Source organism: Lwoffella lincolnii (assembly GCF_002014765.1).
GTDB lineage: Bacteria > Pseudomonadota > Gammaproteobacteria > Pseudomonadales > Moraxellaceae > Psychrobacter > Psychrobacter lincolnii.
Map to the genome: position 1 here is coordinate 43,840 of NZ_MUYT01000004.1, position 25,152 is coordinate 68,991.

Here is a 25,152-nt window from a genome sequence, read left to right on the forward strand (position 1 = left end):
GCCATATTGTTTATTGTTTATCATAACGCCATCATAGGTCTGCCCTTGCCATGCTTTTTTCTCACCGCAAACGCCTATTTGAGATTTGGGGCATTGCTGCCAAATATCGCTTAGATACCCATTTGCCAGTTCAAGACACCCCACAACTGCAACCCATTGCCAAACTTATCCGTAAACACCCTGCTGCATGGGGTAAAAAGCACCAACCACTTGGGGTCAAATACGCCTTAGAAGACATGGGAACGCTGTTTTTAAAACTGGGTCAACTGCTCTCTACCCGTCGAGATTTGGTCAGCCCAGACATCATTGAACAGCTGGTGTTGTTACAAGACCAAGTTAAACCCTTTGCCAGTGACATTGCCATCGCTCAGATTGAAGACAGCAAAAATGGTTTGGGTGCGCCCATTGATGCGTTATTTGCTCGTTTTGATTGCACGCCTTTGGCAGCCGCTTCCATCGCACAAGTCCATACCGCCGCCCTAGCAGACGGAAGAGAAGTGGTGGTCAAAATAACCAGACCTGACATTCAGACCCGCATCATACAAGATTTTGAGTTACTAAGAGACTTGGCACAATGGGCATCGGCTCGCATCGAAGCGGCTCGTGCCGTGCATTTAATAGACATCGTTGAAGATTATCGGCAAGTCATGCTCAATGAACTGGATTTGACCTTAGAATCTGCCAACACCAGCAAGATGCGACATAACTTCTTAGGCTCTGAGATGATGTACGTACCAGAAGTTTATGCTGCCACCCCGCAGGTGATGGTGATGGAACGCATTAACGGTGTGCCCATCTCACAAACGCATGTCTTTGACGAATTGGGTTATGACCGAGCTGTTTTAGCCAAAATGGGTCTGACCATATTCTTCACTCAAGTATTCCGTGATAACTTCTTTCATGCTGACATGCACCCTGGCAATGTGTTTGTGGAAATATTGTCAGAGCAAGACATCGCTCAAGGGGCGACCCCTCGCTATATTGGGCTTGACTGTGCCATCATGGGTGAGCTGTCTGCCACTGACCAAATGGTGGTTGCCAGAATGCTTTTGGCAGTGATGAACAGCAATTTTGTTGGTTTGGTGGACATCATTTATCGGGCAGGTTGGATACCCCCCAATACCAATAAACACGCTCTAATGCGAGACATGCGACGCACCGTTGCCCCCATGGTACAAAAGCCCATTAATGAGATTGACTTTGCTGGCGTGTTGATGCAAGTCTTAGACATCGCTCGCCGCCATCATATGACCATTCCGCCACAATTAATGCTGTTGTTAAAGACATTGGTGCATGTGGAAGGCTTGGGCAGGGATTTATATCCAGAGCTAGACATCTGGTCATTAGCTAAGCCGATTTTGACAGCTTGGGTTAAAGAGCAACTAGACCCAGTACGTAACCTACAGCAAATCAAAGAGCAGTTACCAGCCCTATTGCTGTCTGCTAATGACTTGCCTAAGCTATTAGATAGAAGCCTACAAAGTCTTGCCAGTCATGGCAGTCGACAAGATTTGCAATTAAGAGAAATCCAAAAAATCCGTGCCGATATGCTCAATGACCGTCGCAAAGACTGGCAAGCTTTAGCAGGGTTTGTGATGTGTGTTGCCATTGCCCTACAGATTGGTTGGTTCGCCCCAATATTTTATCTATTGGCATTTATGGTGGTGTTGTGGCGGATTGTGGCGTGACATCTTGTATCTTAAGATTTTGTATCTTATTGGCAATCCGCCATCAAATTGGTAAAAAACCAATCAGTAACCATCAATATGTAGATATTAATAAGCAACCATATTAATAAAAAACTGTTTTAATAACCTGCACGGTCAGCAGCATAGCCTGCTCCAGCCCCAGCAGCAGCACCCACCGCCAATCCTTTGGCGATGTCTTCACGATTACCACCACTTTGAGCCAAGGCACCGATGGTTGCACCAACCAACGCACCAGTTTTGGTGTTGTCATAGGTTTGATAAGGATTGCTGGCACATCCTGTCATGACCACAGCAAGCAAGCCAATGAATGCCAGTTTGTATGATAGCTGTTGTGATGATTTCATAACCACTCCGTTTAGGTGTTTGTAAAAATAAAAACTGTGAAAATAAAAACAAAACATTGGACAGCGTATGTCTTGCATCATCAAAACAATATCGCAAAATGGGGTAAGACTGCCAGCAATGATTTGAAAAAAATTGTTAATGTATTTTACAGATTAACTTCAACCACTCCCCTTTAATCACTCTCATAAGGGTTGGTAACATTTAGGCGTGCCAAAATCTCAATCTCCAAGCTCTCCATTTGCTCTTGTTCATACTGTCCAAGCTCATGGTCAAAGCCCAACAAATGCAATAAACCGTGTACCAACAAATGGGTCAAATGGTCATCTACCGTTTTGCCTTGTTCTTGAGCTTGGCGGTCAATGACATCATGACAAACAACCAACTCACCCAGTGGCAATTCTTCCATCAGTTCTTGCACGGCTTGGGGTAAGTCGCTGGGGTAGGATAAAATGTTGGTTGGATAATCTTTACCCCGACTTTTTTGGTTAAGTTCTCTTGCTTCATTAAAATCGGTAATGTATAAATCAATGGCGATTTGTTTATCGCCATGTTTTTGATGACCAAGTTTTTCATCATCACGGACAAATTTATCCCACCTAATTGTTGGATAATAAGGCAACTTTAAAGCTGATAAATGCTTGGTATCGGTTGGCAATGGGGTCAATGGTGCATCAGATGGCACACAAGGCAATACAGAAGACAAAACATGCCCCCATGCTGTTTGTACGACATGGGTAATCCGCTCTATGGCGTAATGGCGTGTCAGTACTTCTTGACTGACCAAATCAGAGCTGTGTACGGATAGATTAACCATGGGTTGTTATCATCACACATTAATATCAATATCATCACACATTAAAACGAAAGTGCATCACATCGCCATCTTGCACGACATAGGTTTTGCCTTCTAAGCGAGATTTGCCTGCGGCGGCGGCCCCTTTTTCACCACCGTATTCGATAAAATCGTCATAACTGATGACTTCAGCACGGATAAAGCCTTTTTCAAAATCAGTATGAATTACCCCAGCCGCTTCAGGAGCAGTTGCCCCCACTTTGACTGTCCATGCTCTTACTTCTTTGACTCCAGCGGTAAAATACGTCTGCATGTTCAAGAGCTGATAACCGCCACGAATGACTCGGTTTAGCCCAGGCTCTGTTAACCCCAAACCCTCCAAAAAATCTGCCTTATCTTCATCATCTAATTGAGCGATTTCGGCTTCTATTTGGTTGCATAAAGGAATGACAATGGCATCTTCGTTTTTAGCATAATCATTGACCGCATCTAAATATGGGTTGTTATCAAAGCCATCTTCATTGACGTTGGCAATGTACATCACAGGCTTTAGGGTGATAAGCCCATAGCTTTTGATGAGCTTTTTTTCATCATCATCTAAGTTTGCCATGCGTGCAGGCTTGCCTTCACTCACAAACGGCTCAATCTTCTCAAATACAGCCAACATTGCTTTGGCATCTTTATCACCACCTTTGGCTTTTTTGCCTAAGTTGGTCATCGCACGGCTCACCGCCTCTAGGTCTGCCAATGACAGCTCGGTATTAATGGTTTCGATGTCATCAATGGGACTGACTCGCCCATCTACATGCACCACATTGTCATTATCAAAGCATCGCACCACATGGGCTATGGCATCAGTCTCACGAATGTTTGCTAAAAACTGATTGCCCATGCCTTCGCCTTTTGATGCTCCAGCCACCAAACCTGCAATGTCAACAAACTCCATTGTGGTTGGCAGTACTCGTTCAGGGTTGACGATGACTGCTAACTTATCAAGGCGTGGGTCAGGGACAGGCACAATGCCTGTATTAGGGTCTTTGGTGCAAAAAGGGAAGTTTTCAGCGGCAATACCTGCCTTGGTTAATGCGTTAAAAAGGGTAGATTTGCCAACATTTGGCAGTCCAACAATGCCACAATTAAAGCCCATGATATTAACTCTCAATATAAGGATAAAAACGGTTGTCTTAAAAAATTGCCATATTGTAGCAAATAGTTGGGTAAATGGCTAAATCACCATCATATAAAAGTTCATGACATAAAACTCAACATATCAAACCCAACACATAAAGCTTATCGCATAAAAAATGGTCAAGGCATGACCTTGACCATCATGTTTAGTCCATGAAAATTTAGTTCATGAAGCCCTGTTGTGCCAAATTAGGGATACACCCTAATTAATGACCACCACCGCCACAGCCACCGCAACAACTATTGGCTTCTTCAACCTTTGGTGGTTGTTTGTCAGTGTTTTGCTCATTTTGAATGGCAGTTTGGTTATCTTGCTCAGTGGCTTGATTGTTTTGATTGTTTTGTTGGCTCATAAAAATATCCTTTGGATTGTCAAACATGGGTTGTCAAAAAGTAAAACATGTATATTAGATACATGTTTTGATTATACGGTCTTATTTGCCATAACGCAATGATGAACTGATAAAACTTTAGGAAATAAACCATCTTAACTTTATAAAATCATCTTGACTTGTATCATTGATGGCAGATACATTAATGGCTACTTAATTGATATGACATTCATTGATATGACATTCATTGACATGACATTAATTGTAATATAAAGTTAACAAATGTACCGATTTTAATTTTGCAAGTTATTTTGACTAAGTTACTCTGACTAAATTACCCTGACAAGGAAGTTATCATGAACTCGATAAACACCGTTATAATGGTAAGAAATAAGCGTTGTCTATGTCCACTGGTCATTGCCATGGGCAGCATATTACTCACCGCTTGTGGTGAAGACAGTAAAGCCACCTTTAACAAAGCCACCAAAGCACCACCTGATACTGCCTTGCTATCCACTTTAATCGATAAGCCACAGCCAATTAAACAAATAAGAGCAACCGAGCTTGAACAGATGCTGGGTAAAATTGACCCTTATGCAGCCAGTCTCACACCAACCGCTAAGTGTGATGTGCAAATTGATAAAATCACCTATCGTACCGTTGGGGCAGGGGGGGAGCCAACTACCGCCACCGCTGCGGTGATGTTGCCTGCTGGGAATAATATTGCAGACTGTGGTGGCGAGCGTCCTATTTTGCTTTATGCTCACGGTACAGCAGTAACCAAAGCGTATGATTTTACCCAAGTTGGTAATGTTGATAATGAAGCTGGAGGCAGAGCAACAAACATCGCTGTCAATTTTGCTGCTCAAGGCTATATCGTTGTTGCTCCGAATTATGCTGGCTACGACACATCACCCCTGACCTACACCCCTTATCTGAATGCCAAACAACAATCGCATGAAATGGCCACTGCCCTTGCTTCTGCCAGAGCAGCAATCAAACTAAAAACCACCAGTCAAGCAATCAAAGATTCAGGTAAGTTGTTTATCTCAGGTTATTCGCAAGGTGGTCATACCGCTTTAGCCACTGCCCAATATTTGCAGCTAAAAGGTGAGCCAGTCACTGCCCTTGCTCCCATGTCAGGTCCTTATGCCATGGCGGCCTTTGGTGACCAGATATTTATGGGTGCGATTAATATTGGTGCGACGGTATTCGCTCCTATGATTGCCATCAGCTACCAAAAACAATATGGCAATTTATATAACCAGCCAAGTGAACTTATCACTGGCAAATATGCCAACAGTATCGAGACGTTGATACCGGGGAAAAAAGGCTTTAACGAGCTGTTTTTATCTGGGGCATTGCCAATGACCGCTTTATTTGAAAAAAACCCTGTCGGTTATCCTGTGTTGCAAGGTTTGTCACCAAAGGATACCCGCTTTGCTTATGGCTTTAGTGCCGATGATTATCTGGTCAATACCGATTTTCGGGCCAAATACGTTGCTGATGCCATAAAAAATCCAGATGGCATTATGTTAGGTTTGGCAAATGGGGATAACATGCCCATGCCAGCGGCTGATCCAAAATCACCCATGCGTCAAGCTTTAAAAGCCAATGACTTACGTAACTTTATTCCAATGATGCCCACATTGTTTTGTGGTGGCAATCAAGACCCCATGGTATTTTTTGATACCAACACAGGTAGCATGAACAAAGTCTTAACGTCCATTGCCAAGGGTAAAGCAAATGATGTTAAGTTAGACGTCAGTATTTTAGATGTCGATGCCACCAATGCCAATAGACGACAACAGCCAACACTGAGTTTTATTGGTAATGGCAATGAACATCAAACCACCTTAAAAACTGCTCAACAAGATGTACAAGCTAAGTTTGCTGACAGTTACGGCAAACTGGCGAAACAAAGCACAGTTTTATTACAATCTGGCTATCACTCAACGCTGGTTGCTCCTGCATGCACGGCAGCGGTTAGGGCATATTTTGCTGAATTTAAATGATTGTCGATTTGATATAAAAAAGCGTTTAAATCACCGAAGTGATTTAAACGCTTAATTTGTGTGTCAGTTTGTGTGTCATCTTGTGGCTGGTTGCTTATTGGCTTAAAACACTCGATTTAACCCATTAAGTGCCGCCACTCGATAGGCTTCTGCCATGGTGGGGTAGTTAAAGGTGGTGTTGACAAAATATTCCAAGGTGTTGTTACATTTCATCACCGCCTGCCCAATGTGAATGATTTCAGAAGCATGGTTACCATAGCAATGAATGCCCAAAATCTGTAACGTCTCACGATGGAAAAGAATTTTTAACACCCCTGTGCGTTCACCGATAATCTGAGCTCTGGCTAAGTCTTTAAAGAATGCTTGCCCCACTTCATAAGGCACTTTTTCATCAGTCAGTTCTTGTTCGGTTTTGCCAATACTGGATATTTCTGGAATGGTGTAGATTCCCGTTGGTACAGATGAAACAGGTTCAGCATCTTTATCACCAACCATAAAGGCGGCGGCACAGCGACCTTGGTCATAAGCCGCAGATGCCAATGATGGCCAGCCAATGACATCACCTGCTGCATAGATATTCTCAATATCAGTGCGATAATGTTCATCAACGGTTAATTGTCCACGGCTATTTGCTTTTAGACCAATGGCATCTAGATTTAATCCGTCTGTATTGCCTGAACGACCATTTGACCAAAGAATGGCATCAGACTTGATTTTTTTGCCACTTTTTAAGTGCAAAATCACACAGTCATCATGGGTTTCTAAGTAATCGATTTCTTCATTATGTCTAATAAGAACGCCAAACTGACGGAAGTCGTGTGATAACGCATCACTGATTTCACTGTCTAAGTAGCTCAGTAGTTGATCTTTATTGTTAATCAAATCCACTTTATAACCCAAGCCTGTGAATATGGACGCATATTCACAACCAATGACTCCTGCACCATAGATGATGATTTTTTTGACGACATAATCCATTTGCAAAATTTTGTCAGAGTCAAATACCCTAGGATGGTCAAAGTCTAAAATATCTGGGCGATAAGGTCTTGAGCCAACGGTAATAATGGCTTGATGAAAAGTGATGGTATCCTCACCCATATTGTCATTAAGTTCAATTTTTAAGGTATGCTTATCCATAAAGCTTGCCCAACCTTGAATGACGTCAATTTGATTGCGTTCATAAAATCTGGCATGGGTATTGACCTGACGGCGAATGACTTGACGAGCGTTGGCAAGCACACGATTGAGCGGAACTTGTTGATATTCCATGCCTTGATTAAACAAAGGGTCACGGCGAAAATTAATGATGTTAAACACACTTTGACGCAATGCCTTACTGGGGATTGTGCCAACATGGGTGCAGTTGCCACCCACTTGCTCACGGGGGTCAATGACAGCAACTTTTTTGCCAGATTTGGCAAGTTTCATGGCAGCGGCTTCTCCAGCAGGTCCAGCCCCCAAAACCACCGCATCATAGTCAAATGGGTGTTTGCCGTTTTTGAGACGTTGTGAATCACGAGTAAAACCTGATTCGATGTGAATGCGATGACTGTCTAAAGGGCTGATTAAATCTGGGTGTTGGGCTTTGTCGTTCACTTTATCGCCTGTTTGAGCTGATGATTGTTTGTTTGATTGTTTGTCTGTGTTGTCATTTTTGTTGGTGCTGATGGCTTCAGCATTGATTGCTTCATTGCTCAACGTTGGGGTCATTTGTGCGTCTTTATTTTTTTTAGCCATAAAATTACCTAAATGTTAGTGTTGAGCAAGGATTTCTACCAACTGCCATTTACCAACGGCTTGCCCATTATTTTGGTCAATAAGTGGGCGTACATTGATGCGATAGCTCACACCTTGTACAGGGATAAAATCTTCTATCCCATCATAAGGGATTTGAAAGGTTTGACCATTGGCATCGGTTGCAAGCAAACACTGCATGGGCAAGATGGATTGGCACGCTTGACGAGTAGAGGCGATGCTGAATGTCTGTGCTGTGCCTAGTACCAAATCAGGCACATATCTGGACTCAGGAGTGGGTGGGTGAGTAAAAGGATTGCTTTGACACGCAGATAATGCCAAAGTGATGGACATACAAAAGCCAATGGCTGGTAACGTCGATAAGTGCAGTAAATTTTTCATATTATTCCACTATTTTTTAATGGTTTATCAATTCAATTAACCGATGCGTCGCTTAAGTCCTGTGATTTGCAGAATGCGAGTGGCAATCTCTTCTATGGACATTTCAGACACATCAAGGCTTGGGATACCATAACTGGCATAGATGGCTTGAATGGCTTTTTGCTCTTGTTCACATTGGGCATAGCTGGCATAGCGACTGCCTGCACGGCGTTCGTTGCGTATCGCCGCCAAACGTTCGGTATCAATCACCAAACCAAACAGCTTATCTTTATAAGGCTTAATGGCGTTTGGCAGTTGAATCTCGTGTAGGTCTTCTTCGGTTAATGGATAGTTTGCCGCACGAATGCCAAATTGCAACGCCAAATATAATGAAGTGGGCGTTTTGCCTGAGCGAGACACCCCAATCAAGATAATGTCTGCCATTGGATATTGCCGAGTTCTTGCCCCATCGTCATTATCCAACGAAAAATGCACCGCTTCAATACGAGCTTTGTAATTCTCTGAATCCACATTAGAATGAGCATGCCCACCTTGATCATCTGGGGCAACTTGGATCTCTTCAGCAATGCGTCCGATGATGCCTTCATACATGTCCAAATTGCACGCTTGGGCAGAGTTAATGATTTCACGGATACCATCATTAACAATGGTATCAAACACCAATGGCAACAGACCATGCTCTTGATAAGCGGTGTTGATTTGCTCAACAGCAAAATTGGCACGCTCTGGGGTATCCACATAAGGAATGACTTTGGTGATAAAAGGCACAGAAGCAAACTGGCTTAATATCGAACGCCCCAAAGTTTCAGCGGTGATGGCAGTGCCATCAGAAATAAAAAAAGCCGCCCGAATTTTGCCGTCAGTACAATTCTCCAAGGCATGGCGGTTTTGGTAAGTGGGGCTGGTTTGTTGTCGCTGAAATTCTTGCATGCTTATTCCTAGATAACGACCTTCTAAAGGTGCTTGGGCTGTTGTGGCTATTATACGCAATAATGCAAAAATTTCATAATCAGCCTTGAGTTAAGAAAGAAAGTTGGTTGAGTACTTATAAAAGTTGAGTACTTAAAAAAGCCATTCATTTAACAGCCAACGCCATATTTTTTGCCATTTTGGCTCAAAATTCAATTTTTTTTTTACAAGTGATGTCGAAATTGGCATTTATTAGGAGTATAATGCTCACAACTATAATGCCTTCTAAATGGTCGCATTTCAAAAAGTTATTATGTCAGTTGTTATGTATGATGGTTGTGATGACAATTATTATGAATGACAATGATTATGAATAAAGCTGTTATAAATACAGCTGTTATGAATGGAGTGTTATGATGAGCAATGCAACAAATCAACTCAGTACCGTCATTAACTTAAGTAACCTTGGCAAAAATGACATTGATAAAGTCGGAGGTAAAAACGCTTCCTTGGGTGAAATGATCAGTCATTTATCCGATTTGGGTGTCAGTGTGCCGGGTGGATTTGCCACCACCGCAGAAGCGTTTAATCAGTTTTTGCAAGACACAGGATTGACCGATAAAATCAATGCTGAACTTAAAAACTTGGATGTTAATGATGTGCATCAATTGGCAGAAACAGGCAAAAAAATCCGTGGTTGGATAATTAATCAAACCCTACCTGCCAAGCTTGAAGAAGACATTCGAGTAGCATTTGAACAGATGAGTGAAGGAGAAGACATCGCCGTTGCTGTGCGTTCATCTGCCACTGCTGAAGATTTGCCAGATGCGTCATTTGCAGGTCAGCAAGAGACGTTTTTAAACATTCGTGGTATTGATAACGTGCTGATTGCCATCAAAGAAGTCTTTGCTTCTTTATATAATGACCGTGCAATTGCCTATCGTGCGCATCAAGGATATGAGCATATGGGAGTGGCATTGTCAGCAGGTGTGCAACGTATGGTACGCTCTGAGACAGGGGCATCTGGTGTGATGTTTAGCATCGATACCGAAAGTGGCTTTGACCAAGTGGTGTTCATCACCGCAAGTTATGGCTTGGGTGAAATGGTGGTACAAGGGGCGGTCAATCCTGATGAGTTTTATGTTTCTAAGCCGTTACTTATCGAGGGAAAACCTGCGATAGTGCGTCGTAACTTAGGCAGTAAACACAAAAAGATGGTCTATGGAGAAGATGGCACAACAGGCAAATCCACCACCATCGTTGATGTGGATAAAGCAGATCGTCAACAGTTTGCTCTAAACAATGATGAGCTGATTGAATTGGCAAAACAAGCCCTTATCATTGAGAAACACTATGGTCATGCCATGGATATTGAATGGGCAAAAGATGGCGACAGTGGCAAAATATTCATTGTCCAAGCCCGTCCAGAAACAGTCAAAAGTCGTCAAAATACCAACATGATGGAGCGTTACGTGATCCATTCAAAAGATGCCAAAGTCATCTGTGAGGGTCGTTCCATCGGTCAGCGTATCGGCTCAGGCAAAGTGCGAATAGTTAACAGCATTCATGAAATGGACAAAGTCGAAGAGGGTGATATTTTGGTCTCTGACATGACTGACCCAGATTGGGAACCTGTGATGAAGCGAGCTTCTGCCATCGTAACAAATCGTGGTGGACGCACTTGCCATGCTGCCATCATTGCCCGAGAATTGGGTGTGCCTGCGGTGGTTGGTTGTGGCAATGCCACAGAATTGTTAAATGACGGTATGGAAGCAACCATATCTTGTGCCGAAGGCGACACAGGGTATATCTATGAAGGGTTGTTAGACTTTAATGTCCAAAGTAACTCGATTGAGTCGATGCCCAAATTGCAATTTAAAATCATGATGAACGTGGGTAACCCTGACCGTGCCTTTGGTTTTGCTCAAATTCCGAACGAAGGCGTGGGTTTGGCACGGTTGGAATTCATCATCAATCGAATGATTGGCATACACCCAAAGGCATTGCTGAACATGAACAGCTTACCTCGTGAAACTGTTCAAGCCATTAATGAACGCATCGCAGGGTACGCATCACCTGTAGATTTTTATGTCGATAAATTGGTTGAAGGCATATCCACCCTTGCCGTGGCATTTAAAGACAAGCCTGTGATTGTGCGTATGTCAGACTTTAAATCCAACGAATATGCTAACCTTGTGGGTGGTAAACTTTATGAACCATCAGAAGAAAATCCCATGCTTGGCTTCCGTGGTGCAGGGCGTTATGTGTCAGAAAACTTTCGTGATTGTTTTGAGCTTGAATGCCGTGCATTAAAATACATTCGTGATGACATGGGACTGACCAATGTAAAAATCATGATACCCTTTGTACGTACACCAAAAGAAGCCAAGCAAGTCATCGAACTTTTGGCAGAAAATGGGCTAAAACGTGGTGTCAATGGTCTTGAAATCATCATGATGTGTGAATTACCCACCAACGCCTTATTGGCAGATGAGTACCTTGAGTACTTTGATGGCTTCTCCATCGGCTCTAATGACCTGACTCAATTAACCTTAGGGCTTGACCGTGATTCTGGCATCGTCTCGCATCTGTTTGATGAACGTGATGCGGCGGTTAAAAAACTATTGTCTATGGCAATCCAAGCCTGTCGCAAGCAAAACAAATATGTTGGCATCTGCGGTCAAGGACCATCTGACCATCCAGACTTGGCATACTGGTTAATGGAGCAGGGGATTAATTCTGTGTCATTGAACCCAGACTCTGTCTTAGATACTTGGTTTTTCTTAGCTGGAGAGAAAGTCAACTAAAAAACAGATTGTCGACACTCGAATTGTCGACACTCGAAACCAATGCTCTAAACGTTTGGTGATTTTTAAGCCTGCTTCTTTTGTTGCGACAGCTTTTTTTCTGTAACAGCAAAAAAAGCAGGCTTGTTTTGCCTTAATTGCTTTAAGCAGTTACAATATGACCATTTTAAGTCCAAATAACAGCAAGGTGCGTCATGCAAATCTATTTAGCCCGTAACAATCAACAAGCAGGTCCTTACACCTTAGAGCAACTCAATGCCATGCTTGCTTCTAATGAAGTACTGCTCACCGATTTGATGTGGCATGACGGCATGGACAAATGGCAGTCAGTTGGACAAATGACAGGCAACCAGCTAAGCTATCGCACTAACATAAAATCCGTCATGCAGCCCATGACAACGCCAGTCAACCCAACCAATCAAACCAACCCAAATGCCAATCCAAATAATGATAACCACCCAACTCGGGTAACGGTAGAGCAACTTTATGGCAGAAAACCAATCGACACAAAACAGCCAACTGGCGACACAAGCATCAAAGAATACCTAACCGAACAAAAACAACAAACCAATCATCACAACAAAACCACACCAACCAATCAACTTGCGTCTGTCAGCAAACGCATCTTAGCGGTCTTGATTGACCAACTCATCATGATTGCCGCCATATTTCCCTTGTTAATGCACACAGGCATGGATGTGTTATCCAAACCCATGACCTCAGCACACGTACAAAGTATCGTTGAATCCGTACCAAACCATATCATGACAATATCAGCTTTAATGATTCTGGCGGTGTTTGTGGTACAGACCCTAATGCTGATTAAAAAAGGACAGACACTTGGCAAAATGGCAGTTGGGCTTAGAATTTTAGATAAGAACAGCTTAAGCTTACCATCAGTAACCAATATCTTATTAATCAGAACCGTACTGACCAACATCGCTTATTCTGTTCCCATAATAGGCATGTTGTTATTGGTGGCAGACTTCATCATCATGATTATCGACAAACAAAAACAAAGCCTGCATGACAAATTAGCCAAAACTGTGGTCATGATTGCTGATGATGCCCAACTTAACAACAAAGCTTAACAACAAATATTTTGAATCATCTTGCTTAGCAAGTGTTAAATCTGTATAATGGTCGCCTTTATGATTTTAAGGCTGATGCCTGACCGTCATAATCTCCTTGCCAATGACATAGGGTCATCGGCTGTCTAAACCGTAAGGAGTCTATCATGAGACATTACGAAGTGGTGCTAATCATACACCCAGATCAAAGCGATCAAAGTGCCAATATGGTAGAACGCTATGTTAATCTGGTACAAGAGCAAGATGGCGTTGTACATCGTTTAGAAGATTGGGGTCGCCGTCAACTGGCATATCCCATCAACAAAATTCACAAAGCACACTATGTGTTATTTAATATTGAATGTGGTGGCGAGACTTTGGCAGAACTTGAAGAGCTGTTCCGCTATAACGATGCCATTATTCGTAGCTTGATCATGCGTCGTGATGAAGCCATCATCGAAGAGTCACCCTTGGCTAAAGGTGCTGATGAAAGACGCACCCGTAAGCCCAGCCGTCGCAACGACAATCGTCATGATAATGACGATGACGACAGCGATGATGACAACCATGATGACAACGAAGAATAATAAGGATAAGGAGCAAGCTCATGGCACGTTTTTATCGCCGCCGTAAATTTTGCCGTTTTACCGCTGAAGGCATCACCCATATCGACTATAAAGATGTTGATTTACTAAAGCAATACATTGGGGACAATGGCAAAATCGTACCCAGTCGCATCACAGGTACGTCCACCAAATATCAACGTCAACTGGCCACCGCCATCAAACAGGCTCGCTATTTGGCCCTACTACCTTATACCGATAACCATCAGTAATCGGTTGTTATCAAGTTAACTAGGAGTGACCCATGCAAGTTATCTTATTACAGCGTATCGTCAACCTGGGTAAACTCGGTGACACCGTCGATGTTAAACCCGGTTATGGACGTAACTATCTTATACCACAAGGCAAGGCATTGCCTGCCACTGCCGCCAATATTGAAAAATTTGAAGCACGTCGTGCTGAGCTTGAAGCCATCGAAGCTGAAGAGCTGGCATCTGCCCAAAAGCGTGCTGACTCATTGCGTGATGTCAATGTCATCATGCGTGCCAAAACTGGCGAAGAAGGCAAATTATTTGGCTCTATCGGCACTCGTGATATCGCTGATGCGTTGACCAAATCTGGCTTGGAAGTTGACCGTTCTGAAATCAACTTGCCAGAAGGCACATTGCGTCAAGTGGGTGAGTACCATGTTACTGTCCAATTGCATCATGACATCACCGCCCAAATCTTGGTAACCATTCTTTCAGAAGATGGTGATATTTTGCCCCAAACTGCTGAAGAAGTGGCTGATGTCGAATAGGACAAAATGGTAGAATAATTAAATGGCAGCATAAATCGTAAAAAATCGACTCGTCAGAGTCGATTTTTTATCATCTGTAAAACAGAATTTGTAAAATAAGATTAACTGGTGTATAATAGGTCGTTCTTTGGGGATGTTCTGGCTTCGACGCTGGTAATGAAACTCAATGAGGCATGTCGAGAGAGTATGCCCTCTCGTAAATCAAGCATATATTAAAATAGTCGCAAACGACGAAACTTACGCTCTAGTAGCTTAAGGGCTGCTTAGGACGGCACAGATTGCCTTTGGTCTGGTTGCTCTCCTAGAAGCGAACGTACGAAGGATGGTCTAAGTTAGCGTTCCGATGACTTAGGCGAAATTTAGGAAATCGCCCTATCCACCCTGACTGTCGGGTCGGTGTGGGTTAAAGCCAAAGACAGAGCCTAAACATGTAGAATCATGAGCGTAGTGCTGGCGGACGCGGGTTCAACTCCCGCCATCTCCACCATCTATCAAAATTAAAGAAAATCAAACTTAATTAAAATCAGTTAAAAACCCTTGAGAATACTAAATCTCAAGGGTTTTTTGTTTTACAAACTTAATCATGATACCATCATATGGTAAAAAAATTAAAAAATGGCACAAATCCACATAAAATAAAAGAACAGCGAATCAACACAACCTAATCACCAGTCCCTACGTTTTTGCTTAACCCAAGCCCAAGTAACATTTTTGATCTTTCGGTGTGTAGGCATAAGGTCGATATTCATTGGATTTAAAGCCACTTTCATCAAGGTAGATAATGGGTCGGTTAGCTTGCTGGTGTTGGATAAGTTGCTCAGTAAAGGCTGTACGTTTGGTGTCATCAGCTTTAGGGTGTTTCAATGTCTTTTTTTGAGTGATTTTGAGTCGCTGTAGGGCAATTCCAATGGCTCGTTGGGTGAAGTTAAAGCGGAACGGCTCGTTCTCGTTGATGGTGGTATATATGGGTTTCTACGTCTTGGCGTAGTGCGTCCATGTCTATTTTCAATTTGCGTGTGATGACCACCTTGCGTTTTGGTTGTTTTTTCCAGTTTTGAATGGTGGTTTTAACTTACCCCTTGCCAAGCTTGGGCAGATTTGGCAAATCAATGACGATACCGGCGGCGGTGATGGGGCGTTTAATGCCCTAATTACATCGGTTGGGCTGTCAGTCAGCCGTGATGGTGATGCGGTGGTGGTGTGGCAGACGGTGGGGATGGATAGGTATGTGGATGTTTAAAATGCGTTTAAAATGCGTGAGTGTCTAAATACTCTCGTAAGGCATCGTTCATGCGTGTTTGCCAGCCTTTGCCTGTGGCACGAAAGCGGTCAATGATGTCACTGTCATAGCGGACGGTAATGGCTTGTTTTGGCTTGGCTTTTGGGGGGTTGCCAAGTTTGGTTTGTAGTGATGTTGGCAAACCTTGCAAACGGGTGGCATTGGCAAACATGTCCTCTGTCCACTCTGGGTTTTCAAAGTCGGTTTTTTCAGGGTCTTTGGGTTTGATGGCTAAACTGGTCATATTTTTTACACTCTCTTTGATTGGCTTTTCTAAAGCTGATGATGCGAATGCCTAGGTCAACTTCACAAAACACAAGGGCGTATAGACGATTATCAATCAACCCAAGTGATGAATAGCGAGTTTCAGGGTATGGTTTGCGTGTGTCTTGCCATATCAGGGCGGTGGTAAAATCAAAGTCAATCGCCATGGCAAACGGCAAACCACGTTCTTCAATGTTCTTTTGGTTTTTGATGGGGTCGTATTCAATGTGCATGGGTGCATGACAGGTTGGTTGGTTTTTATATTGTAACCAAAAAAAGGGGCGTGTAAAGATGAATTTATTAAGCCAGTTTCAGCAGATTTTTAGCGACAATCCTAGGGGTTATGCGACCGTTACAGGCATCAAATCTGATGGGACGTTGATAGCCACCACGCCTAAAATATCCATGCACAAATTAAAATAATTTTATGTAAGAATTTTTGGCGGTTTGCAGGACTTACCAAATTCTTTGGTAAATTAAAAAGATGCTATATTCTTCAATATTTTTTAATAATTTGCAATCTTAAACAAAAAAATCTCAAATCAGGGGAGATTTGAGACATTAATTTTATAAAAATTAAAGTATTATCTACTTTGATAAAAGGCACTTTGACAAGTGGAATCCTTAATAAATGGCGCAGCGGACGGGACTCGAACCCGCGACCCCCGGCGTGACAGGCCGGTATTCTAACCAACTGAACTACCGCTGCTTAGGTCGCTTTGATTAAGTTGATGGCAATTTATTGTTTAGTTTTGACAGCTTAACTAACTGCCTAACCAAAAAGATTGCCTAACCAAAAAAAGTCATGAGCAAGAAATTGGTGGGTGGTGACGGGGTCGAACCGCCGACATTCTGCGTGTAAGGCAGACGCTCTACCAACTGAGCTAACCACCCTTGCTCTGTGGGTGTGTATTATATACGGTTTAAATTCTCTGTCAAACGCTTTTTTAAACTTTTTTCGTTTGGTGCATCATGCTTCCACCATAACCATCAACATGGTTAGACAATAAAATTAACATAATAGCCACCCTATATTGGTTAACTTTTATCAAGATTAATCGCCACTGAGTTGATGCAATATCTCATGCCTGTGGTATCTTTAGGCCCATCAGGGAACACATGCCCCAAATGACCACCACAGTTATTGCAAGTCACTTCAATGCGTCGCATGCCATGTGAGGTGTCTAAGTGTTCATCAACGGCAGTGTCATCAATGGTTTTGTCAAAGCTTGGCCAACCACAACCTGAATCAAACTTGGCATCAGAAGTGAATAATTTAGCCCCACAGCCACCACAGCGATAGATGCCAGTGTCTTTGCAGTCATTATACTTTCCTGTAAAGGGGCGTTCTGTGCCTTTATTGCGTAAAATATGATATTGTTCAGCGGTTAATCGATTTTGCCAGTCCTGTTCGGTTAACTGGTCAATCTGTGTTTTGCTCAGTTGTGTGTCATTCATCATTATTTTTTACCTCATGTTATTGATTGTTAGTGATTCATTTTTAATCATTAGCCCACAAATGCTCGTTCAACCACGTAGTCAGCAGGTTCGCCCATACGGGGTGATATGGACAGCCCAAAATTATCTAGGATTTTTGAAGTGTCTTCATTCATCATCATGCTGCCACAAATCATCACACGGTCATCAGTTTGATTGATTGGGGGCAGTCCAATGTCATCAAACAACTTGCCAGACTCAAGTAATGTGGTGATGCGTCCTTGGTTTTTGAATTCATCACGAGTGACGGTGGGGTAGTAGATGAATTTTTCTTTTACCCACTCACCAAAGATGTCGTCATTGGGCAGCTGGTATTCAAACAGTTCTCGATACGCCAAGTCTTCAATCTTACGTACCCCATGTACCAATATGACTTTATCAAAGCGTTCATACACTTCAGGGTCACGGCACAATGATAAAAACGGAGCAAGCCCTGTGCCTGTTGCCAACATATATAAATGTTTGCCAGGTAAAAGGTCGTCAAGAACCAATGTGCCAGTGGGTTTTTTACTGACTAAGAGTTCATCGCCCACTTGAATGTGTTGTAAGCGTGAAGTCAACGGACCGTTTTGCACTTTAATGGAGAAAAATTCCAAATACTCTGCATAATTGGGGCTGGCGATGGAGTACGCACGCACCAAGGGTCTGTCGTCCACCATTAAGCCTATCATGGCAAATTCACCATTACGAAAACGCAAGCCGTCATCACGGGTGGTTTTGATGGTAAATAAGCTGTCGTTCCAGTGATGAACGTGAGTAACGGTCTCGGTGCGAAATTTAGACATAACCTATCCTTACTAGAGTTTTTAAAGAAATGAAATAACAAAATGACGTGAGTGGTCGTATAATAAGCACATGAATAAGCACATTGCCAGCCATATAAAAAGCCAGCTCAATATGATAGCAAAAAATGACACAAATTGCCCAATTAACGCCAGTTTGGAACATGATGATTTGGAGCATGACAATATGGAACATCACCTTGCAAATTTAGCAGATGTAACCTTGCCTGTGGTGGGGGTGCATCACTCACCCATGACGCAAAAATTTGGTTTACCACGCCAGCCTAATTTGGTTGATGTGCGGTCTGTCATTGAGTTGTTGCCCCCTTATGACGTGTTTGATGCGGTTGTGGGATTGGATAATTTTAGTCATCTGTGGTTGCATTGGTATTTTCATGCCAATCGTCAAGCAACGCAAACAGAGCATTCACAAGCCCAATTTAGAACAAAAATACGTCCACCAAGGTTGGGTGGTAATGACAAAGTGGGTGTATTTGCCAGTCGTAGCATGTACCGTCCCAGTCAGATGGGCATGTCGGTGGTGCGTTTGCAGGGCATTGAAACAAGACAGGGACAGTTGCTGATTCATGTCATTGGGGCAGATTTATTGGATAAAACGCCCATTTTAGACATTCGCCCTTATATGAGTTATAGCGATGCCATTATTGATAGCCATGACGGTTATGCCGATGCCAAACCATCAACTTGCCAAGTGCATGTTTGTCAAGATGCCAAATGCCAGTTTGATAAGATTGTTAAAGACTTGCAGACAGAGGGTTTGATGAATGACCATTTGCTTACTTCTTTACATGATGCTGATTGGCACATCATCACCGCCTTGATTGCTCAAGATCCACGCCCTGCTTATCGTCAAAAGGTCAGTCAGCGAGAGTATGTCATGCGTTATAAAAATATTGACGTGCGTTTTGTACAAAGAACACAAGGACAGTTAGAAGTGATTGGGGTTGATAAAATAGCTTAACATAAAATGGGCTAAAGCTGGCTCATTGTTCTATTAAGGTGTCCTATCAAGATGGGTAATCATGGGCAATTAAGTGACTTGTGCCATGTTGCTTAACAAGTTATCATTAAAAAATTATGATTATCAAAAATGGATAAGTTTATGAAACAGCAAACCCAAGTGAAAAAGCTGACTTTAGTTGCTCTGACAGCCATGATGGTTTTGACAGGTTGTAATACCATCAGTGGTCTTGGTCAAGACATATCCGCAGTTGGTAATACCGTCAGTAACAGTGCCAGTCAAGTTAAACAAAGAATGGGAGGGCATGACGGACATACAGGATATGGAGAATATGCAGGGCATGGCGGATATGGAGGGCATGACGGATATGCAGGATATTAGGGACATGCCTTTTTGTTGGCAACACTCTATTTATCACATGCCCTTGATAACATTTTATATACAATACAAAAACAGACAAACAAGTCGGTTTTATGCCATGCTTAATGTTGGTTGCGTGTATTTATTTATGTCATTCATGTAATGATGCAAACTCAATTTTATCTTTATCTTTTTGGAGACATTTATGAAGAAAAAGCTAACCTTAGTTGCCTTGGCTGCCATGATGGTTTTGACAGGTTGTAATACCATCAGTGGTTTTGGTAAAGACGTATCAAAAGCAGGTGACACTGTCAGCGACACTGCCAATGACGTTAAGCAAAAAATTTAATGTCATTTGATTTTGATGGTGGTTTTGTTTGGTTGTTTTGATTAAGATAAGATTCATTCAAGCTTAACCAAGTTCAAGCTTAACCAAGTTCAAGCTTATATCAGCATAAACCCTAACTTGATTGAGTTGGGGTTTTTTCTATGGTCTGGGTTTTGGGTTGTGATTTTACGTTGATAAGTCCATTTGGTTAAGTGGGTGTTTGCCTTTATAATAAACGTCTTTTACAGCACATAAATTTTACAGCACATAAAGATAAGCCCATGAGCATACCGAGATATTCTTTGTTGATAGATTTGCGTTGGTGTTTAGATGAATTGTTAAATGACGGCATTTTAGATGCTCGCAGTTATCATCTTGTCATCACCAGTAATCGTGAAAAAAACAAACCGCCATTACAGATAATTGCTGATTATCAATTAAAATCTGCCATTCATCACACACCGTTAGATTTGCCAGCACTCAATGTGTGGCTATCTGCTAAGGCAGGCATGCCTTTGGTGCGTATTGACCCACTTAAAGTTGATGTGCCAGCCATCACTGATGTGATGAGTTTTGCTTATGCTAAGACGCATCATATCTTAGTGGTGGAAGTCAATGATGACACGGTGCTGATTGGCACTGACCAGCCGTTTTATCGAGATTGGCACAGCAACATTGCTCAAATCATCAAGCCAAAGACCTTTGATACTGTCTATGTCAGCCCTGACCAAATTAATCGCTATCGACAAGAGTTTTATCATGTTACCAAGGCCATCGCAGGGGCAAGTGATGTCCACAGACGCAATGGCAGTGATGTTACCAATGTTGAAGCATTACTTCAGCTGGGCGATAAAGACAATCCAGATGCCAACGATCAACACATTGTAAAAGTGGTGGATTGGCTGTTGCAATATGCGTTTGAACAACGAGCAAGTGACATTCATCTAGAGCCAAGACGCCAGACAGGTAAGGTGCGTTTTCGCATTGATGGGGTGCTACATACGGTGTATGAAATGCCATCATCTATCATGACTGCTGTTACTGCACGAATTAAGATTTTAGGTAGGCTCAATGTGGCAGAAAAGCGTAAACCACAAGATGGACGCTTAAAAACACGCACCCCAAAAGGCTTGGAAACCGAATTGCGATTGTCCACCATGCCCACGGCGTTTGGCGAAAAACTGGTGATGCGAGTGTTTGACCCTGAAGTGTTGGTGCGTAGTTTTGGTCAGTTGGGATTGACAGGCAAGCATTATGAGACTTGGCAACAGATGACCACCCAGCCCAATGGGATTATTTTGTTGACAGGACCGACGGGTTCAGGCAAGACCACCACCTTATATAGTACCCTAAAACAACTGGCGACTGAAGCGGTCAATGTCTGTACCATTGAAGACCCCATCGAAATGGTTGAGCCAAAATTTAACCAAATGCAGGTCAATCCCAGTATTGATTTACATTTTGCTGATGGCATTCGCTCACTGATGCGTCAAGACCCTGATGTCATCATGGTGGGGGAGATTCGAGATGCTGAGACCGCTAACATGGCAGTACAAGCGTCATTGACAGGGCATTTGGTGTTATCCACCTTGCACACCAATGATGCCCCCAGTGCAGTAACACGTTTACATGATTTGGGCATACAGCCATTTTTGACATCAGCAACCTTAGTTGGTATTGTGGCGCAGCGTCTTTTGCGTACCCTTTGCCCACATTGTAAAAAAGCATTAAACTTAAGCGATTTATCTGCCCAAGGCCAGCAAGAGAAAGAGTTAGCCGAAGCGTGGACACACCAGTGGCAAGAGTTGGTGAATCCTTGGACTGCTAAGTTGCCCACAGTGGCGTATCTGCCAAAAGGGTGTGAGCATTGCCGTCACACAGGTTATCAAGGACGAGTGGGCATCTATGAGATGTTGGGTTTTTCTAATGCCATTAAAAAAATGGTGGCACAAAATGCTGACTTAAATCAGCTTAAAAAACAAGCCTATGATGAAGGCATGCAGCCGTTAAGGCTGGCAGGGGCAAAGAAAATCGCCGAAGGTGTTACCAGCATCGATGAAGTGTTGCGTGTTGTGCCGTTAAATTAAGAAAATGATGTTTAAATAAAACGCATTGAAACAATCCATAAAATAAAACAATCCATAAAAAAGAGTTACCATTTATGTTTACCGACAGCCATTGTCATTTAAATCGTTTAAATCTTGATGCGTATCAAGGCAATTTGCAGCCCATCTTTGACAACATGAAGCAAGCTCAAGTCAGTAAAGCCATGGCAATCATGTGTGATTTGGCTGAATTTGATGACATTTATGACATAATCCAGACTTACCAAAGTCCACAATTACAGCTTGGCATGAGTGTGGGCGTGCATCCATCTGAAGACTTGGCAACATTGACTTCTGCTGATGTGGATACTTTATTGCGTATGGCGGATAATCAGTTGGTATGGGCAATCGGTGAGACAGGGTTGGATTATTATTGGAGCGAAGACAACAAACTTGCCCAACAACAAAGTTTGGTTCGTCATATTGCCGTCAGCCAACAGCTTAAAAAGCCACTGGTGGTGCATACCCGTTCTGCCAAGGCGGATACTTTGGATATTTTAAAGGCAGAAAAGGCTGAACACGGCATCATTCATTGTTTTACCGAAGATTGGGCAACCGCAAAGACAGCGTTAGACATGGGTTTTTATGTCTCTTTTTCTGGCATTGTTACATTTAAAAACGCTCAAGCACTACGAGATGTTGCCAAAAAAGTTCCCAAAGACCGATTGTTGATAGAAACTGACAGCCCCTATCTTGCCCCCATGCCTTATCGTGGTAAACCCAATGAACCAAGCTTAGTGCCTTATGTGGCACAGTGTTTGGCAGAGATTTTGCAGGTCGATTGTGCAAAGATTGCCAGTTTAACCACGCAAAACTTTGATAATTTACTGGCACAGTACTGTTAAAAACAGTATGATTAAAATCAGCGTCATTAAAATAAGCGTTGTGTGCTAAAGGAGTCACTGCGACATGAGTCGTCAAAAACAGTTCAAAGCCAGAGAAGACAGCATTCTTACGATGGCAGAGCAGTTGTTGTTGGAATCAGGAGAAGGGGACATTACCCTTGATGCGTTGGCAGAGCAGTTGGATTTGGCAAAAGGGACATTGTATAAGCATTTCTCCAGCAAAGATGAGTTGTATTTGCGTATCATCATTCGTTATGAAGAGTCATTGTATCACAGCACCATGGTTGATGATTGCCATGCTGCTGGGGTCGCCAGAATTATTTTGCAGCTGCTTATGAGTCCACAAAAAGCCATTTTGCTTAATCAAATAGAAGAGCGACTGGCAGCGTCTACCACAGGATTAAACCGTTTATTTACCGAGTTGTATCACATTCGCCGTCAGCGTATGCAACGTGCGTTAGATGTGGTGGGTGGCTATTTGGACGAAAAACAAAGCAGTATGAGTACCAGAGATTATCTGTCCAGCATTTGGGCGTTGGGGCAGGGGGGTGCAGGGCTATTAAACTCCAGTTTTTATCAGCGGTATTTGGGTGACAGAACCACGTTGCGTTATGCGTTTGTTAAGCAGATATTGGACATGCCAGCTCAATATCCCACAGCAGACAGCAAGCATCTTGAGCAAGACAGCCAAGAACGCATCAAAATAAGACAACAGATTGATAAAGCATTGGATTAATGAATACAAATGCTCAATTAAGAGACGTTGCCTTACACCACAAAACATCAAAACCAATGCCATTCATGCCATTAACGTTTACCATCATGCTCCAAAAGACACCAGTAAATCCATATAAAACTAATGGATTTACTTTGGTTGAGTTGATGGTGGTGATTGTCATTTTGACGGTATTTGCTGGCATGCTCACCATGTCAGTCAGCAGTGGCGATGTGCGAAAAAACATGGCGTATCAAGAGCATTTGGTTGACAGCATGCACTATCTGCGTCTGTTATCACAAGAGCGTGTGCAACCGATGGGCATTCGTTTTGATGTGGATAAAACAGGCAAGCCCACTGCCAAAGTCATGGTGTTACAAAATCCTTATGCCCATCATCAAACGGGCCATCAAACTGATACCAAGCCAAAAAATGCCATGGAACTGTCGGGAATGTCAATAAATACCAATGCACTTACCCAACAAGCATCGCTTAACCCCACTTGGGTTGTCGATGACAGCATCAACTTGCCGATACCACCCAATGGACTTATCATCGACATACAATCCAACCAAGATGCTCAAAACCAAAACGCTCAATCACGCACTGGGCAAGACAACCTACTGAATGACCCAGTCAATCACCAAATTAACAAAAAAATCCGCACAGAAATGGCGTCATTCAATCCATGGCTGGCTTCTGCCCAAACGCCACAAATCGTTTGGTTTGGCACAGGTGAAAGTGCTGCTGTCATTATCACCATGCGATATCATGACCGACCTGTGGGTGAAACCATACAACTGTTGCCCAATGGCGAAGTCGTCTATGGGGCAATGCAATGAATGCCATCAATACCGTGAATACCACACAACGCATTGGTCAACAAAATGGGTTTACCTTGATAGAAGTGATGGTGGCATTGGCAATATTGGCGGTGGTGGCAGTGGCTGCCAGTCAAGCGAGCATGGGCTATTTAAGGACAGTCGAAGGCATGAAAAGTAGGACGTATGCTCAATTTGTGGCACAAAACGCCGCTGTGCAACTTCGCATCAACCAAGACTGGCCACAAGCCAATCGCAGTGAAAACATCACTCAACAAGGGCATGCTTGGCACGTACAATACCAAATCGTAACAGATTTGCCCAACTTACCTGATAATCTACAAGTGATTGACATCATTGTTAGCCCCGCCAATCAAGCCAACATCAGCCAAGCGTCAGATGACACACGCATCGCCACTGTGGGCAGTCAGATACGTTTGGTACTAAATAAACCAAGCCCATTTAATCAAATCAACTAAATTAACCAAACCAAATTAACCAGACCAAA

At 42.8% G+C, this 25,152-nt stretch carries 28 protein-coding genes, 2 tRNA genes and 1 other RNA gene; 18 read left to right on the forward strand and 13 right to left on the reverse strand.

The features are described 5' to 3' along the window. Positions 1 to 50: 50 nt before the first annotated feature. Positions 51 to 1,688 carry an ABC1 kinase family protein gene (locus B0682_RS02405; RefSeq protein ID WP_078306513.1) on the forward strand — a complete coding sequence of 546 codons (1,638 nt, stop codon included), beginning with the start codon at positions 51 to 53 and terminating at the stop codon, positions 1,686 to 1,688. A gap of 119 nt (positions 1,689 to 1,807) precedes the next feature. On the opposite strand, the gene B0682_RS02410 is transcribed toward B0682_RS02405, so the two are convergent. The 4 genes from B0682_RS02410 to B0682_RS09470 form a co-directional block, all read right to left on the reverse strand. Next, on the reverse strand, positions 1,808 to 2,053 hold the full coding sequence (locus tag B0682_RS02410) for a hypothetical protein (RefSeq protein ID WP_143823244.1): 246 nt from the start codon (positions 2,051 to 2,053) through the stop codon (positions 1,808 to 1,810). A gap of 173 nt (positions 2,054 to 2,226) precedes the next feature. Then, complete coding sequence (gene ybeY / locus B0682_RS02415) at positions 2,227 to 2,868, reverse strand: rRNA maturation RNase YbeY (RefSeq protein WP_078306515.1); 642 nt, start codon at positions 2,866 to 2,868, stop codon at positions 2,227 to 2,229. Positions 2,869 to 2,902: 34 nt separating this feature from the next. Continuing rightward, positions 2,903 to 3,994 carry a redox-regulated ATPase YchF gene (gene ychF, locus B0682_RS02420; RefSeq protein ID WP_078306516.1) on the reverse strand — a complete coding sequence of 364 codons (1,092 nt, stop codon included), beginning with the start codon at positions 3,992 to 3,994 and terminating at the stop codon, positions 2,903 to 2,905. Positions 3,995 to 4,241: 247 nt separating this feature from the next. After that, positions 4,242 to 4,388 carry a hypothetical protein gene (locus tag B0682_RS09470; RefSeq protein WP_158077842.1) on the reverse strand — a complete coding sequence of 49 codons (147 nt, stop codon included), beginning with the start codon at positions 4,386 to 4,388 and terminating at the stop codon, positions 4,242 to 4,244. A 335-nt stretch (positions 4,389 to 4,723) separates the two neighbouring features. Here B0682_RS09470 and B0682_RS02425 point away from each other — a divergent pair, with 335 nt between their 5' ends. After that, positions 4,724 to 6,382 (forward strand): alpha/beta hydrolase family protein, encoded by a 1,659-nt coding sequence (locus B0682_RS02425; protein ID WP_143823245.1) that lies wholly within the window; start codon positions 4,724 to 4,726, stop codon positions 6,380 to 6,382. A 102-nt stretch (positions 6,383 to 6,484) separates the two neighbouring features. On the opposite strand, the gene sthA is transcribed toward B0682_RS02425, so the two are convergent. The 3 genes from sthA to ppsR are packed head-to-tail and all read right to left on the reverse strand — an operon-like array spanning position 6,485 to position 9,448. Beyond that, positions 6,485 to 8,119 carry a Si-specific NAD(P)(+) transhydrogenase gene (gene sthA / locus B0682_RS02430; RefSeq protein ID WP_420845499.1) on the reverse strand — a complete coding sequence of 545 codons (1,635 nt, stop codon included), beginning with the start codon at positions 8,117 to 8,119 and terminating at the stop codon, positions 6,485 to 6,487. Positions 8,120 to 8,134: 15 nt separating this feature from the next. Then, positions 8,135 to 8,518, reverse strand: a complete 384-nt coding sequence (locus B0682_RS02435) for a DUF4377 domain-containing protein (RefSeq protein WP_078306518.1) — start codon at positions 8,516 to 8,518, stop codon at positions 8,135 to 8,137. Between the two features lie 36 nt (positions 8,519 to 8,554). Further along, on the reverse strand, positions 8,555 to 9,448 hold the full coding sequence (ppsR, locus tag B0682_RS02440; RefSeq protein WP_078306519.1) for a posphoenolpyruvate synthetase regulatory kinase/phosphorylase PpsR: 894 nt from the start codon (positions 9,446 to 9,448) through the stop codon (positions 8,555 to 8,557). A 395-nt stretch (positions 9,449 to 9,843) separates the two neighbouring features. On the opposite strand from ppsR, the gene ppsA reads away from it, so the two are divergent. The 7 genes from ppsA (at position 9,844) to B0682_RS02480 (ending at position 15,906) form a co-directional block, all read left to right on the forward strand. After that, positions 9,844 to 12,234 carry a phosphoenolpyruvate synthase gene (gene ppsA / locus B0682_RS02445; protein ID WP_078306520.1) on the forward strand — a complete coding sequence of 797 codons (2,391 nt, stop codon included), beginning with the start codon at positions 9,844 to 9,846 and terminating at the stop codon, positions 12,232 to 12,234. A 194-nt stretch (positions 12,235 to 12,428) separates the two neighbouring features. After that, a complete protein-coding gene (locus B0682_RS02450) occupies positions 12,429 to 13,325 on the forward strand; it encodes an RDD family protein (RefSeq protein ID WP_078306521.1) in 897 nt (298 codons plus the stop codon). A gap of 146 nt (positions 13,326 to 13,471) precedes the next feature. After that, positions 13,472 to 13,891 carry a 30S ribosomal protein S6 gene (gene rpsF, locus B0682_RS02455; protein ID WP_078306522.1) on the forward strand — a complete coding sequence of 140 codons (420 nt, stop codon included), beginning with the start codon at positions 13,472 to 13,474 and terminating at the stop codon, positions 13,889 to 13,891. Between the two features lie 20 nt (positions 13,892 to 13,911). Next, on the forward strand, positions 13,912 to 14,139 hold the full coding sequence (rpsR, locus tag B0682_RS02460) for a 30S ribosomal protein S18 (protein WP_078306523.1): 228 nt from the start codon (positions 13,912 to 13,914) through the stop codon (positions 14,137 to 14,139). Positions 14,140 to 14,171: 32 nt separating this feature from the next. Beyond that, a complete protein-coding gene (gene rplI, locus B0682_RS02465; protein WP_078306524.1) occupies positions 14,172 to 14,666 on the forward strand; it encodes a 50S ribosomal protein L9 in 495 nt (164 codons plus the stop codon). Positions 14,667 to 14,795: 129 nt separating this feature from the next. Beyond that, positions 14,796 to 15,153: a transfer-messenger RNA gene (gene ssrA / locus B0682_RS02470) on the forward strand. Positions 15,154 to 15,720: 567 nt separating this feature from the next. Then, positions 15,721 to 15,906, forward strand: coding sequence for a hypothetical protein (locus B0682_RS02480; RefSeq protein WP_078306525.1), 186 nt, complete (start codon positions 15,721 to 15,723; stop codon positions 15,904 to 15,906). Positions 15,907 to 15,913: 7 nt separating this feature from the next. Here B0682_RS02480 and B0682_RS02485 read toward each other — a convergent pair whose 3' ends face one another. Together B0682_RS02485 and B0682_RS02490 are read right to left on the reverse strand one after the other, a co-directional pair. Beyond that, the gene (locus tag B0682_RS02485; RefSeq protein WP_078306526.1) at positions 15,914 to 16,189 is read right to left on the reverse strand and encodes a BrnA antitoxin family protein; all 276 of its coding nucleotides are present in this window, start codon (positions 16,187 to 16,189) and stop codon (positions 15,914 to 15,916) included. Then, entirely contained in the window at positions 16,155 to 16,442 is a 288-nt protein-coding gene (locus B0682_RS02490; protein ID WP_078306527.1) for a BrnT family toxin, read from the reverse strand. The genes B0682_RS02485 and B0682_RS02490 overlap by 35 nt, the downstream gene beginning before the upstream one ends. A gap of 58 nt (positions 16,443 to 16,500) precedes the next feature. On the opposite strand from B0682_RS02490, the gene B0682_RS09710 reads away from it, so the two are divergent. Continuing rightward, complete coding sequence (locus B0682_RS09710) at positions 16,501 to 16,632, forward strand: hypothetical protein (RefSeq protein ID WP_276206616.1); 132 nt, start codon at positions 16,501 to 16,503, stop codon at positions 16,630 to 16,632. Positions 16,633 to 16,841: 209 nt separating this feature from the next. Here B0682_RS09710 and B0682_RS02495 read toward each other — a convergent pair. The 4 genes from B0682_RS02495 to B0682_RS02510 all read right to left on the reverse strand — a co-directional run bounded on the left by B0682_RS02495 (position 16,842) and on the right by B0682_RS02510 (position 18,491). Beyond that, positions 16,842 to 16,918 (reverse strand) — tRNA-Asp (locus tag B0682_RS02495). Positions 16,919 to 17,027: 109 nt separating this feature from the next. Then, positions 17,028 to 17,103, reverse strand: a tRNA-Val gene (locus B0682_RS02500). Positions 17,104 to 17,247: 144 nt separating this feature from the next. Next, entirely contained in the window at positions 17,248 to 17,667 is a 420-nt protein-coding gene (gene msrB / locus B0682_RS02505; RefSeq protein WP_078306969.1) for a peptide-methionine (R)-S-oxide reductase MsrB, read from the reverse strand. Positions 17,668 to 17,717: 50 nt separating this feature from the next. After that, positions 17,718 to 18,491, reverse strand: coding sequence for a ferredoxin--NADP reductase (locus B0682_RS02510; protein WP_078306528.1), 774 nt, complete (start codon positions 18,489 to 18,491; stop codon positions 17,718 to 17,720). 70 nt (positions 18,492 to 18,561) lie between these two features. Here B0682_RS02510 and tsaA point away from each other — a divergent pair, with 70 nt between their 5' ends. The 8 genes from tsaA to gspI all read left to right on the forward strand — a co-directional run bounded on the left by tsaA (position 18,562) and on the right by gspI (position 25,123). Then, complete coding sequence (gene tsaA, locus B0682_RS02515; RefSeq protein WP_240494827.1) at positions 18,562 to 19,470, forward strand: tRNA (N6-threonylcarbamoyladenosine(37)-N6)-methyltransferase TrmO; 909 nt, start codon at positions 18,562 to 18,564, stop codon at positions 19,468 to 19,470. A gap of 141 nt (positions 19,471 to 19,611) precedes the next feature. Further along, on the forward strand, positions 19,612 to 19,851 hold the full coding sequence (locus B0682_RS02520) for an entericidin A/B family lipoprotein (protein ID WP_240494828.1): 240 nt from the start codon (positions 19,612 to 19,614) through the stop codon (positions 19,849 to 19,851). A gap of 184 nt (positions 19,852 to 20,035) precedes the next feature. Then, the gene (locus B0682_RS02525) at positions 20,036 to 20,179 is read left to right on the forward strand and encodes an entericidin A/B family lipoprotein (protein WP_078306529.1); all 144 of its coding nucleotides are present in this window, start codon (positions 20,036 to 20,038) and stop codon (positions 20,177 to 20,179) included. Positions 20,180 to 20,439: 260 nt separating this feature from the next. Beyond that, complete coding sequence (tfpB, locus tag B0682_RS02530) at positions 20,440 to 22,245, forward strand: type IV pilus assembly ATPase TfpB (RefSeq protein WP_078306530.1); 1,806 nt, start codon at positions 20,440 to 20,442, stop codon at positions 22,243 to 22,245. Between the two features lie 74 nt (positions 22,246 to 22,319). Then, the gene (locus B0682_RS02535) at positions 22,320 to 23,108 is read left to right on the forward strand and encodes a TatD family hydrolase (RefSeq protein WP_078306531.1); all 789 of its coding nucleotides are present in this window, start codon (positions 22,320 to 22,322) and stop codon (positions 23,106 to 23,108) included. 64 nt (positions 23,109 to 23,172) lie between these two features. Further along, positions 23,173 to 23,844, forward strand: a complete 672-nt coding sequence (locus B0682_RS02540; protein ID WP_078306532.1) for a TetR/AcrR family transcriptional regulator — start codon at positions 23,173 to 23,175, stop codon at positions 23,842 to 23,844. Beyond that, positions 23,844 to 24,665, forward strand: coding sequence for a prepilin-type N-terminal cleavage/methylation domain-containing protein (locus tag B0682_RS02545; RefSeq protein WP_078306533.1), 822 nt, complete (start codon positions 23,844 to 23,846; stop codon positions 24,663 to 24,665). Before B0682_RS02540 ends, B0682_RS02545 begins: the two co-directional genes overlap by 1 nt. Beyond that, entirely contained in the window at positions 24,662 to 25,123 is a 462-nt protein-coding gene (gene gspI / locus B0682_RS02550; RefSeq protein ID WP_078306534.1) for a type II secretion system minor pseudopilin GspI, read from the forward strand. The genes B0682_RS02545 and gspI overlap by 4 nt, the downstream gene beginning before the upstream one ends. Positions 25,124 to 25,152: the final 29 nt, after the last annotated feature.